At 47.3% G+C, this 13,950-nt stretch carries 18 protein-coding genes; 13 read left to right on the plus strand and 5 right to left on the minus strand.

From position 1 onward, the window contains the following. Positions 1 to 8 precede the first annotated feature (8 nt). On the minus strand, positions 9 to 464 hold the full coding sequence (locus tag IX31_RS10400; protein ID WP_034457870.1) for a MarR family transcriptional regulator: 456 nt from the start codon (positions 462 to 464) through the stop codon (positions 9 to 11). Positions 465 to 658: 194 nt separating this feature from the next. Between IX31_RS10400 and IX31_RS10405 the strand changes: the two genes are divergently transcribed. After that, complete coding sequence (locus IX31_RS10405) at positions 659 to 1,768, plus strand: DUF1615 domain-containing protein (RefSeq protein ID WP_051880673.1); 1,110 nt, start codon at positions 659 to 661, stop codon at positions 1,766 to 1,768. Positions 1,769 to 1,848: 80 nt separating this feature from the next. Here the strand turns inward: IX31_RS10405 and IX31_RS10410 are convergent, their stop codons facing one another. Continuing rightward, a complete protein-coding gene (locus tag IX31_RS10410; RefSeq protein WP_034457872.1) occupies positions 1,849 to 2,175 on the minus strand; it encodes a DUF2755 family protein in 327 nt (108 codons plus the stop codon). Between the two features lie 397 nt (positions 2,176 to 2,572). Between IX31_RS10410 and IX31_RS10415 the strand changes: the two genes are divergently transcribed. Beyond that, entirely contained in the window at positions 2,573 to 2,797 is a 225-nt protein-coding gene (locus IX31_RS10415) for a DUF2754 family protein (protein ID WP_034457873.1), read from the plus strand. A gap of 3 nt (positions 2,798 to 2,800) precedes the next feature. Here the strand turns inward: IX31_RS10415 and ddlA are convergent, their stop codons facing one another. Beyond that, positions 2,801 to 3,901, minus strand: a complete 1,101-nt coding sequence (gene ddlA, locus IX31_RS10420) for a D-alanine--D-alanine ligase (RefSeq protein ID WP_034457875.1) — start codon at positions 3,899 to 3,901, stop codon at positions 2,801 to 2,803. A 133-nt stretch (positions 3,902 to 4,034) separates the two neighbouring features. On the opposite strand from ddlA, the gene IX31_RS10425 reads away from it, so the two are divergent. The 5 genes from IX31_RS10425 (at position 4,035) to adrA (ending at position 8,286) form a co-directional block, all read left to right on the plus strand. Then, the gene (locus IX31_RS10425; RefSeq protein ID WP_034457877.1) at positions 4,035 to 4,733 is read left to right on the plus strand and encodes an extensin-like domain-containing protein; all 699 of its coding nucleotides are present in this window, start codon (positions 4,035 to 4,037) and stop codon (positions 4,731 to 4,733) included. A gap of 70 nt (positions 4,734 to 4,803) precedes the next feature. Then, a complete protein-coding gene (locus IX31_RS10430; protein ID WP_034457879.1) occupies positions 4,804 to 6,024 on the plus strand; it encodes a multidrug efflux MFS transporter in 1,221 nt (406 codons plus the stop codon). Positions 6,025 to 6,254: 230 nt separating this feature from the next. Then, on the plus strand, positions 6,255 to 6,515 hold the full coding sequence (gene iraP, locus IX31_RS10435) for an anti-adapter protein IraP (RefSeq protein WP_034457880.1): 261 nt from the start codon (positions 6,255 to 6,257) through the stop codon (positions 6,513 to 6,515). Positions 6,516 to 6,750: 235 nt separating this feature from the next. Next, positions 6,751 to 7,065 carry a PsiF family protein gene (locus tag IX31_RS10440; protein WP_034457882.1) on the plus strand — a complete coding sequence of 105 codons (315 nt, stop codon included), beginning with the start codon at positions 6,751 to 6,753 and terminating at the stop codon, positions 7,063 to 7,065. A gap of 93 nt (positions 7,066 to 7,158) precedes the next feature. Then, entirely contained in the window at positions 7,159 to 8,286 is a 1,128-nt protein-coding gene (gene adrA, locus IX31_RS10445; protein WP_420535605.1) for a diguanylate cyclase AdrA, read from the plus strand. Between the two features lie 34 nt (positions 8,287 to 8,320). Here adrA and proC read toward each other — a convergent pair whose 3' ends face one another. After that, positions 8,321 to 9,130, minus strand: a complete 810-nt coding sequence (gene proC, locus IX31_RS10450; protein ID WP_034457886.1) for a pyrroline-5-carboxylate reductase — start codon at positions 9,128 to 9,130, stop codon at positions 8,321 to 8,323. Positions 9,131 to 9,289: 159 nt separating this feature from the next. Here proC and IX31_RS10455 point away from each other — a divergent pair, with 159 nt between their 5' ends. The 5 genes from IX31_RS10455 to ppnP all read left to right on the plus strand — a co-directional run bounded on the left by IX31_RS10455 (position 9,290) and on the right by ppnP (position 11,923). Continuing rightward, a complete protein-coding gene (locus IX31_RS10455) occupies positions 9,290 to 9,751 on the plus strand; it encodes a YaiI/YqxD family protein (RefSeq protein WP_034457887.1) in 462 nt (153 codons plus the stop codon). 79 nt (positions 9,752 to 9,830) lie between these two features. Beyond that, positions 9,831 to 10,355, plus strand: a complete 525-nt coding sequence (gene aroL / locus IX31_RS10460) for a shikimate kinase AroL (protein WP_034457889.1) — start codon at positions 9,831 to 9,833, stop codon at positions 10,353 to 10,355. 44 nt (positions 10,356 to 10,399) lie between these two features. Then, the gene (locus IX31_RS10465; protein ID WP_034457891.1) at positions 10,400 to 10,591 is read left to right on the plus strand and encodes a YaiA family protein; all 192 of its coding nucleotides are present in this window, start codon (positions 10,400 to 10,402) and stop codon (positions 10,589 to 10,591) included. A gap of 280 nt (positions 10,592 to 10,871) precedes the next feature. Further along, the gene (locus tag IX31_RS10470; protein WP_034457893.1) at positions 10,872 to 11,549 is read left to right on the plus strand and encodes an AroM family protein; all 678 of its coding nucleotides are present in this window, start codon (positions 10,872 to 10,874) and stop codon (positions 11,547 to 11,549) included. A gap of 80 nt (positions 11,550 to 11,629) precedes the next feature. Then, the gene (gene ppnP / locus IX31_RS10475; RefSeq protein WP_034457894.1) at positions 11,630 to 11,923 is read left to right on the plus strand and encodes a pyrimidine/purine nucleoside phosphorylase; all 294 of its coding nucleotides are present in this window, start codon (positions 11,630 to 11,632) and stop codon (positions 11,921 to 11,923) included. Between the two features lie 39 nt (positions 11,924 to 11,962). Here ppnP and rdgC read toward each other — a convergent pair whose 3' ends face one another. Continuing rightward, positions 11,963 to 12,874 (minus strand): recombination-associated protein RdgC, encoded by a 912-nt coding sequence (gene rdgC / locus IX31_RS10480; RefSeq protein ID WP_034457896.1) that lies wholly within the window; start codon positions 12,872 to 12,874, stop codon positions 11,963 to 11,965. Between the two features lie 125 nt (positions 12,875 to 12,999). Here rdgC and mak point away from each other — a divergent pair, with 125 nt between their 5' ends. Continuing rightward, entirely contained in the window at positions 13,000 to 13,911 is a 912-nt protein-coding gene (mak, locus tag IX31_RS10485) for a fructokinase (protein WP_034457898.1), read from the plus strand. Positions 13,912 to 13,950 lie beyond the last annotated feature (39 nt).

Here is a 13,950-nt window from a genome sequence, read left to right on the forward strand (position 1 = left end):
ATTCGGTGTTATCGGTGCGGCGCTGTAATGTCATCGGGCAGCATCTTGGTAATTAACGTCACCAGCTGTTGGGATTCATCCTGCGTCAGGCGTGCGGTAAGGTCGCTGATGATTGAGGCGAGTGCTTCGTTTTGAAAACGGTCGCAAATCATCTGGCCTTTATCTGTAAGAGCCAGAATGACCTGGCGCTTATCGTGTGGATTTGGGGAGCGAACGATCAGTTCGCGTTTGACCATACGTTCAACCATACGGCTCATTGCGCCAGCATCCATCACCAGATTTTTGCTGATTTCGACCGGGCTTGTGACACCTTTATAAATATTAATCAGCACCTTAAATTGTGCAGCGGTAATATCCATACCAGAGAAATATTGGCTGATAAGCTGGTCTTTAAACTGGTTTGCAAGGTGGATAAGCAAACCGAGATGGAATTTGTTGTCGATAATACCCGGATTGTTCTTCATGATATTTGCCTGGTCAGTAATTACATATGAAATTACTGACCAGGCAGCTAAGTGTCAAGTTTATGTCAAGAAGATCGCACTTTATGTCAGCAAGCCGATGGTCACAGCATTTATCAGTCAATCTCTGATAAACGGCAGATTGCAGAACTGCTATTGTTTCATCCTGCCTTAGAAAACAATTACAACGGAACGTTATGACCATAGTCACGTTAAGCAGACAGCATGGGCTTTTTGCACTCAGCCTCGGTGCTATTTTTGTCCTGGCAGGGTGTGCGACTAAAAGCACTCCCTCTGTTTCGGAAACCAAAAAACCTGTTGATGTTGAAAGTGTAGTGAAGCAAAAAATCCCTGCCAGCGTTAAAGATCGCAACAGTTGGGCGAAAGATTTAGCGGTCACGTTCAAGAGCCAGAATATTGCACCTGACGAAAATAATATTTGCTCGGTACTGGCAGTGGCGCAGCAGGAGTCCAATTTGGTTGCAGACCCTGCGGTGCCGAATCTGAGCAAAATTGCCTGGAAGGAGATAGACCGCCGCGCTGAAAAAATGCATATCCCCGTTTTTCTGGTCCACACCGCATTATTAATTAAATCGCCTAATGGGAAGAGCTACAGCGAGCGCCTGGATAATGTGAAAACCGAAGGGCAACTGAGTGCGATATTTGATGATTTTATCGACATGGTACCAATGGGGCAGAAACTTTTCGGCAATCTGAATCCGGTACATACTGGCGGGCCAATGCAAGTCAGCATCGCTTTTGCTGAACAGCACACTGCTGGCTACCCGTGGAAGATGGAAGGTACAGTGCGTCAGGAAGTGTTCACTCGGCGTGGTGGATTATGGTTCGGTACCTATCATTTGCTGAATTACCCGGCGAATTATACTCAACCTCTATACCGTTTTGCCGACTTCAACGCGGGATGGTACGCCAGTCGCAATGCGGCATTTCAGAGTGCAGTCAGTAAGGCTACCGGAGTGAAACTGGCGCTGGATGGCGATTTAATTCTCTACAACACCGATAAAGCGGGTAGCACTGAGTTGGCCGTAAGGAAACTGGCGGGCAAACTCGATATGAGTGAAAGCCAGATTCATCGTGCGCTGGAGAAAGGTGACAGTATCGATTTTGAGAAAACGGAATTGTATCAGCAGGTGTATGCAATAGCAGAGAAAAAAGCGGGCAAGAAATTGCCGCGTGAAATGTTGCCGGGCATTACACTTGAGAGTCCAAAGATTACTCGTAATTTGACGACAGCATGGTTTGCAAAGCGGGTTGATGAGCGGCGTGCTGCGTGTATGAAATTGTAAGTCAGACTGTCTACGCGGGTGATACTTTGCTCACCCGCCCAACGAACTAAGTTTTCAACTGCGCATTGAATAAGACGCCATTAAAAATGGTGGCGCTGGTAGAATTTTAGCGCAAGGCTAATCAAACCGATTACCGCACATCCCGTGAGGAATGGAACCAGACCAAATACGGTGCTTACTGCGAATCCCATTTCAATGTGCGGACGCGACGCATCATTACCCTGAGCGAGATGTTCAAGCACTCCTGGAGAGTGAACCATCAAACTCAGTATCTGCGTACCGACCCAAAAGCAGAATAAAACGAACACAGCGTAAGCCAAATTACTCTGGGTAGATCCCTCTGTTTTCGTTGTTGAAATCGTGGTTATTACAGGAACAACCTGTTTCGACAAACTCATATCAGCCATCACGACCTCCCATGCAACAGTAAAACGATTCAGGCTGTGGCCTGAGACTTCAATTGCGTTGAGTTTGGCAGGTCATATGGGTTGTCAATATCAGATTGTTGGTAATTTAACGGGCGGAATGCTCCTGGTTTGTGAATGTATGTTTGAGATCACATATTTGTAACTTAGGTGAAATTTACGTAACAATCCTCTGTTTAGCCCGCATTAACGTGCGCTTTATACCCTTCATACTTCAAGTTGCATGTGCGTTGGCTTTCCTCGCTCACCCCTGTCACTTACTGAAGTAAGTGACAGGGGATTCCCTGCGTTGCCGCCTTCCCGCAACTCGAATTATTTTGGGTATATAGCTGTTAGCTATGCCACAATAAGTTCTCTTTTTGCCCTGACGGATTGCATCATGTCTGCGAAAACACTCTCTTTGAAAATGCGCCGTGACTGGCACTATTACGCTGTAGCGATTGGTTTGATCTTTATTTTGAATGGTGTGATTGGCTTGCTGGGGTTTAAAACCGAAGGCTGGCAAAACTATGCTGTTGGGCTTGTGACCTGGGTAATATGTTTCTGGCTGGCCGGGTTTATTATTCGCCGTCGTCCAGAACTTGAGGAGACGGCGAAAGAGTAAGGTTTAGGCGGTAATCGAACTCTTCAGAGCGCAATCTTGCTGGTGGCGCTCAAGAGCCAGTTCAATTAAACGGGTAATCAGTGTCTGATAATCTAAACCGCTTGCCTGCCAGAGTTTTGGATACATGCTGATATTGGTAAAACCTGGCAGTGTGTTGATCTCATTGATAATGACTTCATTATCAGCTGTCAGGAATACGTCAACTCGCGCCATTCCGCTGCATTCCAGGGTCTGATAAGCACGCACTGCAATCTCACGGATTTTGTCGTTAATTTCTGCCGGGATTGAAGCAGGAACAACAACTTGCGCGCCTTTATCATCAATGTACTTAGTGTCGTAAGAGTAGAAATCACTGCTTACCACCACTTCACCACAGGTACTCGCTTGTGGCTCATCGTTACCCAACACAGCACATTCAATCTCACGGCCTTTAATACCGGTTTCCACGACAACTTTATGGTCAAACTCGAAGGCTAAGGTGACTGCTGTTTCATATTGTTCGGCGGTATTTACTTTGCTGACACCCACGGAAGAACCCTGGTTGGCAGGTTTAATGAACAATGGTAGGCCAAGTTTTGCTTCGACTTCGGCAAAGCTGATTTTGTTTCGGTTTGAACGGGTGAGGGTAATAAATGGAGCAACATTTAGCCCCGCATCACGTAACAGGCGCTTAGTTACATCTTTGTCCATGCTTACGGCTGAACCCAGCACACCTGAACCAACGAATGGTAAGTTAGCCATGCGCAGCATCCCTTGCAAAGAGCCATCTTCGCCCAACGTGCCATGAACAATCGGGAAAATGACATCTACGGGCGCTAAAAACTCGGCGGAGGAGGATTCAATCAGTTGGTTTTCTGTTTGACCTGGCACCACGGCTATATTTGTCCCTGAACGATTCAGCGCGATTAATGCCGGGTTTTCTGCATTTAACAGGTAGTTGGACGCATCATTGATATGCCACTGCCCTTGTTTATCAATGCCCAGTAATACGACTTCAAACTTTGATTTATCAATGGCGTCGACAATATTTTTCGCCGACTGTAATGATACTTCGTGCTCAGCTGACTTGCCCCCAAACACGATACCAACCCGCAATTTTGCCATGCCAAAATCCATCCTTAAACGGTACAAAGGCGGACAACATACCATGCTCATAACAAGGATTCATGCGCTTCCTGCCGCTTAAAACCGACCGACTTCTATAATGATTATTCCGTAAACAAAATCAGGTGAAGGGATGGTGAAAGGAGTGAAAATTGTGATGGTCATAGCCATTATGGCCGTAGTGGGGTTCTGGCTCTATCAGCGCCTGCCTGCGCAGTACAATCCGTTTGCGCCACTATCGATTGATGATCCGCCAACGCAGATTACGCGCTACAAATTGCGCCAGATGGTAAACGACCCTCAAGCTTGTTTTGCGTTGCTGCAGCAGGCACAGGCGCGTGGACAAATAAACTTCCGCAAGTCTGCGGATACCCAGGGTAATTGCCCATTAACTGGCGCAGTACGGGTGCTGGATTTTGGTAACGTAGCGCTAAGCAGCAGCTTTCTGGCAAGTTGCTCACTTGCCCTAAGTAGCACGATGTTTATTCACCAACGCGCGGTTCCACTAGCGCAATCTGAAATAGGCAGCAAGCTTACGCGGATTAACCATCTGGGGAGTTTTGCTTGTCGAAATATCTACAATCGCGATGGGGCCCGACGCAGTGAGCATGCTACAGCAGATGCGCTGGATATTAGCGGTTTTAGCTTTGCTAATCAGCAACAAATCAGTGTCCTGAAAGACTGGCGCAGTACAGGGAAGGGAAGTGAATATCTTCATCGGGTATTCGAAAACGGTTGTACATTTTATGGTAATGCGTTGGGGCCTGAATATAACGCTGCTCATGCCAATCATTTTCATATGGGGATGCGTGGCTACGGGCTTTGTCGATAAAATTAATTTGTATGATAAACTTCACATTATTCTACCGATCTTTTTATCCCACTATTAAAGCGTACACGGTATGGAATCCTGGAAGGTCAACATTATCTCGGTATGGTTCGGCTGTTTTTTTACCGGACTTGCCATTAGCCAAATACTGCCGTTTTTACCGCTTTATGTTGAACAACTTGGTGTGACTTCTCACGAAGCGTTATCAATGTGGTCGGGTCTGACCTTTAGTGTGACGTTTCTGGTGTCTGCCATTGTTTCTCCAATGTGGGGAAGCCTTGCTGACCGCAAAGGCCGAAAATTAATGCTGCTGCGTGCTTCTTTGGGTATGGCGGTCGCTATTTTGCTACAGGCATTTGCCACTAATGTTTGGCAACTCTTTATTTTGCGCGCTGTGATGGGGTTAACCTCCGGTTATATTCCCAACGCGATGGCGCTAGTGGCTTCTCAGGTTCCAAGAGAGCGCAGTGGCTGGGCGTTAAGTACACTTTCCACCGCACAAATCAGTGGTGTTATTGTTGGTCCGCTACTGGGCGGATATATGGCCGATACTCTTGGGCTGCGGATGGTCTTCTACGTCACGGCTGCATTGCTGATGGTCAGTTTTTTAGTGACGTTATTTCTGATAAAAGAAGGCGCACGCCCTAATATTAGCAAGGCCGATCGTTTATCGGGCAAAGCTGTGTTTGCGTCATTACCTTATCCTAAATTAATGATAAGTCTGTTCGTCACCACGATGGTCATTCAACTTTGTAATGGTTCCGTCGGGCCAATACTTGCCCTTTTCATCAAACACCTTTCTCCTGAAAGTAATAATATTGCATTCATTAGTGGTTTTATTGCGGCAGTCCCTGGGATATCCGCTCTTATTTCCGCCCCCAGATTAGGTAAGTTGGGCGATAGAATCGGTACCGCCAGAGTATTAATGGCAACGCTAATCTTTGCAGTGATATTATTTTTTGCTATGTCGTGGGTAACATCACCGCTGCAATTGGCTGTATTGCGCTTTTTACTTGGCTTTGCAGATGGCGCGATGTTACCAGCGGTTCAAACTTTGCTCGTTAAGTATTCCAGCGACCAGGTTACAGGAAGGATCTTTGGCTATAACCAGTCGTTTATGTATCTTGGAAACGTTGTTGGGCCGCTCATGGGGGCAGGCGTTTCCGCAATGGCGGGATATCGTTGGGTATTTCTTGCTACCGCGTTGGTTGTATTACTGAATGTTTGGCAACTGGCGGTTATGTTACGGCGTAAAAAGCAACAAGATGCTCAGAGAAAACAAGTTGGGTCATAATATATCCCGTTTATTTTGAAGCTATTTTTTTATTGGGTGATTAAAAAGTATTCACCAAGGGGTGTCGTAGTAGTTGTCATAATTTTAATTGTTGGAATTGTTACCTGATAATATTTTTTTTGGGCTCCGACACATATTTAACAAGTCATATAAAAATAGTCGCCTCACCCTCTAGGCAATCTGAAATCATAATGCTAACTTCATGTTTCAAATCTCAGGTGGTTAGAACTATGAAAAACCTTATTTCTGAATTACTGGCTAAACTCGCTGAAAAAGAAGAAGAGTCAAAAGAGTTTGTTGCACAGATAGAAGCCCTGGAAATAGTGATTTTCGCCATGCTTGAAAGAATGGAGCGTAGCGAAAGATTAGCAATAATCACAAATATTGAAGATGCTTTAAATGAAACTCAGCCTGATGATTCAGTGACTGCAGATGATACCACTCTGCTTAAACAATATTTATCGCGCTTATTGACTCCTCCAGCTACTTGATTTGTCTTGCGGGCATTTCACATTATTTTCTTATTATTAATTAGAATAATTAAAGTAAATTAGCATCCAGCTATATTATCTCTCCCTTTACATTTTATCCCCCTGAAACCTGGTGCCGATTGCGGCGCTTTACCGCTACGCTTAAGCAATAGGCCGAGCAATATTGGGTCTGCCAGTTCGCCATTTTCCCAACTACAGGCCAAAATTAATGCACCACAATAAAAAGGATGGTGCTATGAAAAGTGTATTAATGATGGTGTTACTGGCGGGTGTTATTGGGTCGGCGGCGGCGGCAGATAAAGCGATGACACCGCAGCAGCAACGTATGACGTCGTGTAACCAACAAGCGACCTCACAAACTCTGAAAGGAGATGCCCGTAAAACATATATGAGCAATTGCTTGAAAAACAGTCAGTCAGCGCCAGCAGATAAAAGTCTGACGCCGCAACAGCAGAAAATGAAAGACTGTAATGCTGAAGCTGGCAAAAAAACATTATCCGGCGATGCGCGAAAAACTTTCATGAGCAATTGCCTGAAAAAACAATCCTGATAGCCTAAATGGGTGAGTCGGTTCGCTGACTCACTCATAAAATCATACTTCCCCCCGAATTAAACTTTCTATAATTACGGAAAATATTTCAGAATATTCCTAATTATCATGAAAGATGAACACCGTTCTGGAAGATGGCTTCCTGGGGGATTTATGGATAGCTCAACGTACCTTGATGAAGATCGGCATCGCTCGGCGCGACGATTTGCCCGACGACTTTACATCCCTCGAATCATAGGATTAGCGACAGGTTTTTTCTGTATCTCCTCGGTTCTGGTTATGCAACCGGTGTCAGGATGGTGGTGGCTGCTTCTGGTCGCCTATGGTTTTATCTGGCCACACTTCGCATGGCAAACTGCCGATCGTGCATCCGATCCCGCCCGGGCTGAAATCCGTAACTTAATGGTCGATTCTTTGATGGGCGGTGTTTGGATTGCGGTGATGGGATTGAATGCTTTGCCATCAGCGCTAATTCTCGCGATGTTGTGTATGAATAATGTCGGCTGTGGTGGATTGAAACTGTTCCTTGGTGGTTTGGGGGTAATTGTACTGAGTTGCCTGCTGACGTTGGGTTTATTTCATATACCGCTCAATCTACAAACCATGCCATCACAGGTATGGATTTGCCTGCCGTTCCTGTTGATTTACCCGACTTACTTTGGCCTGGTCAGTTACCGAACGGCTCTCAAACTCTCCGAACACAAGCGGCGTTTAATGCATATGAGTACTCGCGATGGCATGACGGGGGTGTATAACCGCCGTCACTGGGAACACCTGCTTCATGGCGAATATGATAACTGCCAGCGTTACCAGCGTAGTGCCACTTTGTTACTCATTGATATTGACCACTTTAAATCAATTAATGACTCATACGGGCATGATGTGGGTGACGAGGCGATTCTGGCGCTGACCGAGCACTTGCAACTGACTCTGCGTATTACCGATGTTATCGGGCGCTTCGGGGGTGATGAGTTTGGCGTAATTATGTCGGGCACATCTCAAGAGAGTGCAATACAGGCGATGGCGCGAGTACGTGAATATCTTGAAGAGTTTCGCATACCTCATGCACCGCGTATTTCGCTATGCATAAGTGTAGGAGTGGCGGAGTTTGATAACAGTATGGTTAATTATCGCGAATGGTTAAAAGCGGCCGATGTGGCGTTATATAAAGCCAAAAATCTGGGGCGTAGCCGCACAGAGGTTGCCGATATTGCGGCTTAAAACCCTCTCCCATTCATAGGAGAGGGCTGAAAAATTATGATTTACCTAAGTGCTCGGATTTGGCCATACATTTCACTACGGCTTCCATCACTGCGGCTCTGAACCCTTTTTCTTCCAGAACTTTTACCGCTTCAATCGTTGTACCGCCTGGTGAACACACCATATCTTTCAACTCGCCTGGATGCTGGCCAGTTTCCAGTACCATTTTGGCTGACCCCATCACTGCCTGCGCTGCAAACTGATACGCTTGCTTGCGCGGCATTCCACCCAGCACTGCGGCATCAGCCATAGCTTCGATAAACATAAAGACATAAGCCGGTGCTGAACCACTGACACCAACGACTGGGTGGATCATGTTTTCAGAGACGACTTCGGCAAGCCCGAAGCTGCGGAAGATATTCACCGCATCGGCAATATCTTCTGAAGTAACCAGAGCGTTTGGCGTAATCGAGGTCATGCCTGCATTGACTAATGCTGGCGTGTTAGGCATTGCGCGGATAATTTTGCGGTCATGGCCCAGGGCTTTAGCCAATGAATCCAGCGTAACGCCTGCGGCAATTGAAATCACCACGGTATCTTTATTCAGGCTGGAATTAACTTCACCCAGCACTTTTAGCATCACATTGGGCTTTACTGCGCCGAAAACGATATCGGCGATCTGCGCCACTTCCTGTGCACTTTGCGCCGCATTAATACCGTACTGGTCGCGCAAGGCTTCCACTTTATCGGGTGAAGGTGTGTAGACCCAGATATTACCTGGAAGTACCTGTCCACTAGCTATCAGTCCACCCAGGATGGCTTTTCCCATGTTGCCGCAACCAATAAATCCAATTTTCTTATCCAAAGTCTCACTCCATCTTTTGAGTTGTGTGATGAGCATAGCTTACCGTGCTTTCTGGCGCTCACGCTACGTTCAGGCGGAACAACAAGCAAAGATAAAGTTGGTGATTGACGTAAAACCACGGCAAGATCGCCCCCTTCCCACTGACAACCAGGAGTCGTCATGCAAATTTGGGTGGATGCTGATGCGTGTCCAAAAGTTATAAAAGAAGTGCTGTTTCGTGCTGCTGAGCGCGCGCAAATTGTGGTAACTCTGGTAGCCAATCAGGGGCTGAAAACCCCGCCTTCGCGCTTTATTCGTACCCTGCAAGTCGCCACGGGTTTTGATGTGGCTGACAACGAAATCGTGCGCCGTTGTGAAAAAGGTGACTTAGTGGTCACTGCTGATATACCGCTCGCAGCGGATGCGCTGGAAAAGGGGGCGATTGCTCTTAATCCTCGCGGTGAACTTTACACTCCTGCTACTATCCGTGAGCGCCTGACGATGCGCGATTTTATGGATACATTAAGAGCCAGTGGAGTGCAAACTGGTGGGCCTGATAGTCTTAATCAGCGCGACCGCCAGATGTTTGCCAATGAACTGGAAAAATGGCTGCTTGTCGCTGGTCGTTCAAAAAGCGCTTAATACCGATGTAATTCTATTCCACGTACTAGCTTGCTGGTATGATGACAACCTTTGGCGGACTTCTAAGGATTAGCCACCGATGACTCAACCCATTTATTTAGTCGGCGCGCGAGGTTGTGGCAAAACAACCGTCGGTGTTGCATTAGCGCAGGCATTGGGCTGTAACTTTGTTGATACCGACCATTACCTTTTAACCAGCACGAAGATGAGTGTTGCCGATATTGTGGCGCAAGAAGGATGGGACGGTTTTCGTCGTCGTGAATCCGGTGCACTAAAAAGTGTTACCGCCCCCAATACGGTCATCGCCACTGGCGGCGGTATGGTTCTGGCGGAAAGTAATCGTCAGTTTATGCGTGAGCATGGTGTGGTTATCTATTTACGTGCACCGGCGCAAATCCTTGCTTCACGTTTAGAAGCCTTCCCTGAAGAGGGCCAACGGCCAACACTGACTGGCAGACCCATTACTGACGAAATCGTTGATGTTCTCGCGGCGCGTGAAGCGCTGTACAACGAGGCTGCACATCATGTGATTGATGCCACTCGTCCCCCAACCGAGATAGTCGAAGCAGTACTCGCTGCGCTGCAAAAGGCTCATGCCAGCTAATTCTTCACTATACTTAACGCTCATTCATTACCAAAGGAAGAGCGATGGCGAGCAATCCTCCATATCCTCGGGAAGCGCGTGTTGTTGCAGTTGAAAAAGGTTCAACAGACCAAACAGTGACCTGGTATCAACTCCGTGCCGACCATCCACATCCTGATACGCTGATTAGTGAACACGAAACAGAACAAGAAGCGCTGGATGCGAAGCGGCGTTATGAAGATCCGCAAAAAACGTAATACCTCGGCATGGATGCCATGATTACCTCCTTCTTTTTCGAGTGAACTCAATGACCTGGTCATTCATCACACCTTTCGTTTAATCTGGTTGTTAGCAATTCATTATCATGATGTTGTATAGGTGTCATTAACGTTTCGTTGAATATTCCGGCAGATGCTCTGCAATTATGCTGCTACGCTTTGTGGTTAATTATTGAGCGACCTTCAGCAGAGTATCATTCACAGGAAAGATACCAGTGCAGCAGCGAAGGACTGATATTGGGCAAGGGCGGAACGAAACATGAAACAAACATTGGCGATTCTCACCATCGGCGTTGTCCCGGTCAGTGAAATACTGCCGCTACTCACAGACCATATTTCTGAAGAGCAAATCAAAACTTTCAGTCTGTTAGGTAATCTTTCATATGACGAAGTGATGGAAGAATTTTCACCGTCACCCGGTGAAGAACAACTTCTGACGCTGTTAACCGGGAACGTTTTGGCTTACGTGGGGAAGCAGAAAGTAGAACAAGCGTTGCAAAGTGTTATTGAGGTGCTGGATAACCAGGGTTTCGATGTCATTTTATTGATGAGCACACACCGCTTAGCCAATCTTTCGGTGCGTAAAGGCATCTTGCTGGAGCCTGAGCGAATTATCCCGCCGCTGGTGGCCTCAATTGTCGATGGGCATCAGGTCGGTATCATTCTGCCCGTTCCCGAAATGATGAAATACCAGAACAAAAAATGGGAGTTACTCCCCATTGAGCCGCTGTATGAACTGGCTAACCCTGTTCATGGAACTGAGCAAGATCTCATCGATGCAGGGAAAAAACTCGTCGACAGTGGTGCAGATGTTTTGGTGCTGGACTGTCTTGGATTCCACCAAAAACATCGCGATTTGTTGCAAAAATCCCTAGATGTCCCGGTATTGTTATCGAACGTGTTGATAGCGCGTTTAGCCTCAGAATTGCTCGCTTAACGGCAGGTAATAATTTGCGTGACAGGCTCTCAAGTTCCCCTCTATATTGTTTTTTCAACTATTTTAAAAAGGGCTTGGTCATGCTTCAAAGTAATGAGTACTTTTCCGGTAAAGTGAAATCTATTGGTTTTACAAGCAGCAGCACTGGCCGCGCGAGTGTTGGGGTAATGGTTGAAGGTGAATACACTTTCGGTACTGCACAACCAGAAGAAATGACAGTCATCAGTGGTGCATTACACGTTTTACTGCCGGGTGAAACCGAGTGGAAAACTTATGCTGCGGGCACCGTGTTCCATGTCCCTGGACACAGCGAATTCCATTTACAAGTCGCTGAGCCTACTTCTTATCTTTGCCGTTACCTGGCCGACAAATAATGTTGTTTCCCTCTTCCTTTCGGGAAGAGGGAACAGCTTTTAGCGCTGAGCTTCGCCACCTAACGCTTCAACCAGATTTTTAATCAACGCCGCTAACTCGCCGGTCATCAGAATAAAATCGGCATCAAAACGCCCACCAAAATCTTCGCGTTCAATATCATCATTCTGCTCACGCAGTGTATCCGCAAACTTCAGGCGCTTAATCGAACCGTCATCAGCAATCAAAAACTGAATACGTTCTTGCCAGTCGAGAGCCAGTTTCGTTACCACTTTGTCGGCTTCAATATGAGCTGCAATCTCATCGCAAACCAGATCCTGCTGTTTGCAGCGAATCACGCCGCCACCTTCGAGAATAGCTTTAAGCTCGGCTTCATCCATCAGCGCAAAACCTGGAGGCACGTCGCCAGAACGCACCCACTCAGTCAGCGTCAGCTCGATAGGGGTTTCCAGCGCCAGTGGCACAACAGGCAGCGAACCAAGACTTTTACGCAGTAGTGCCAGCGTATCTTCAGCTTTTTTAGCACTGGCACAATCGACCATGATCAAACCGTTTACGGTATCGATCCACATCATTGTTTGATTGAAACGGCTGAAAGCACGTGGCAGTAAAGAGTGCAGCACTTCATCTTTCAGAGAATCTTTCTCGGTCTTTTTCAGCTTACGTGCTTGTTCGGCTTCAAGTCGGCTGATTTTCGCTTCCAGTTCTTGTTTAATCACCGGGGCCGGGAGGATTTTTTCTTCTTTACGGGCGCAAATCACAATCTGCCCGTTAGCGACATGGGTTAATGCATCGCTGTGCGAACCCATCGGTGACACCCAGCCGGTCTTCGCCATATCCTGGCTGCCGCAAGGGGTGAAAGTAAACGCGGCCAACTGTTTTTCCATCTCATCCGCTGAAAGCGTGATGTCACGGCTTAAACGGTAAACCATTAAATTTTTGAACCACAGCATGATTATTTCCCGGACTGTCAGTTAAACGCAGCGGGCATGATAGCGAATCAGCCGCTGTGTTTCATTGCCTTTACGGGGCCGCACTTCTATTCTGTTGATAACACTAATTAAATGAGGGCATCGCTGTGCGCATTGGTATCGACTTAGGTGGGACAAAAACAGAAGTGATCGCACTGGCGGATGATGGTAAACAGCTTTTCCGTCATCGCCTGCCAACACCGAAAAATGACTATCAGCAAACCATTGGCACCATTGTTGAATTGGTACGCCTGGCTGAGGAGGCCACGGGTGAGAAGGGAACGGTCGGCGTGGGCATCCCAGGCTCGATTTCGCCTTATACCCGTGTGGTAAAAAATGCCAACTCAACCTGGCTCAATGGCCAACCTTTCGATAAAGACTTATGCGATGCGCTAAGCCGTGAAGTGCGTTTGGCAAACGATGCTAACTGCCTCGCGGTTTCCGAAGCTATAGATGGTGCAGCAGCAGGGGCTGCGATTGTCTTTGCGGTGATCATCGGAACCGGATGTGGCTCAGGTATTGCCATTAATGGCCGCAGCCTGATTGGTGGCAACGGTACTGCGGGCGAGTGGGGACACAACCCATTGCCGTGGATGGACGAAGACGAGCTGCGTTTTCGCGAGGAAGTGCCTTGCTACTGTGGCAAACAAGGGTGCATCGAAACCTTTATTTCCGGTACCGGCTTCGGCACGGATTACCATCGTTTGAGTGGCAAACAGCTCAAAGGCAATGAGATCATGCATTTAGTCGATCAACAAGATCCTGTTGCTGAGCTGGCGATCGCGCGTTACGAAATGCGCCTCGCAAAATCACTGGCGCACATTGTCAATATTCTTGACCCCGATGTGATTGTATTGGGCGGTGGGATGAGTAACAACGAACGCTTGTACAAAACGGTGCCGCAGCTAGTGAAACCATGGGTATTTGGTGGCGAGTGCGAAACCCCAATTCGTAAAGCGGTACACGGTGATTCCAGCGGCGTACGTGGTGCTGCATGGTTGTGGCCATTAGAGAAATAAAAGCCGCTGGATGACGCTGCGCCCGTAGATTTGATAAGC

It is taken from the genome of Buttiauxella noackiae (assembly GCF_000737905.1).
GTDB classification, from domain to species: domain Bacteria; phylum Pseudomonadota; class Gammaproteobacteria; order Enterobacterales; family Enterobacteriaceae; genus Buttiauxella; species Buttiauxella noackiae.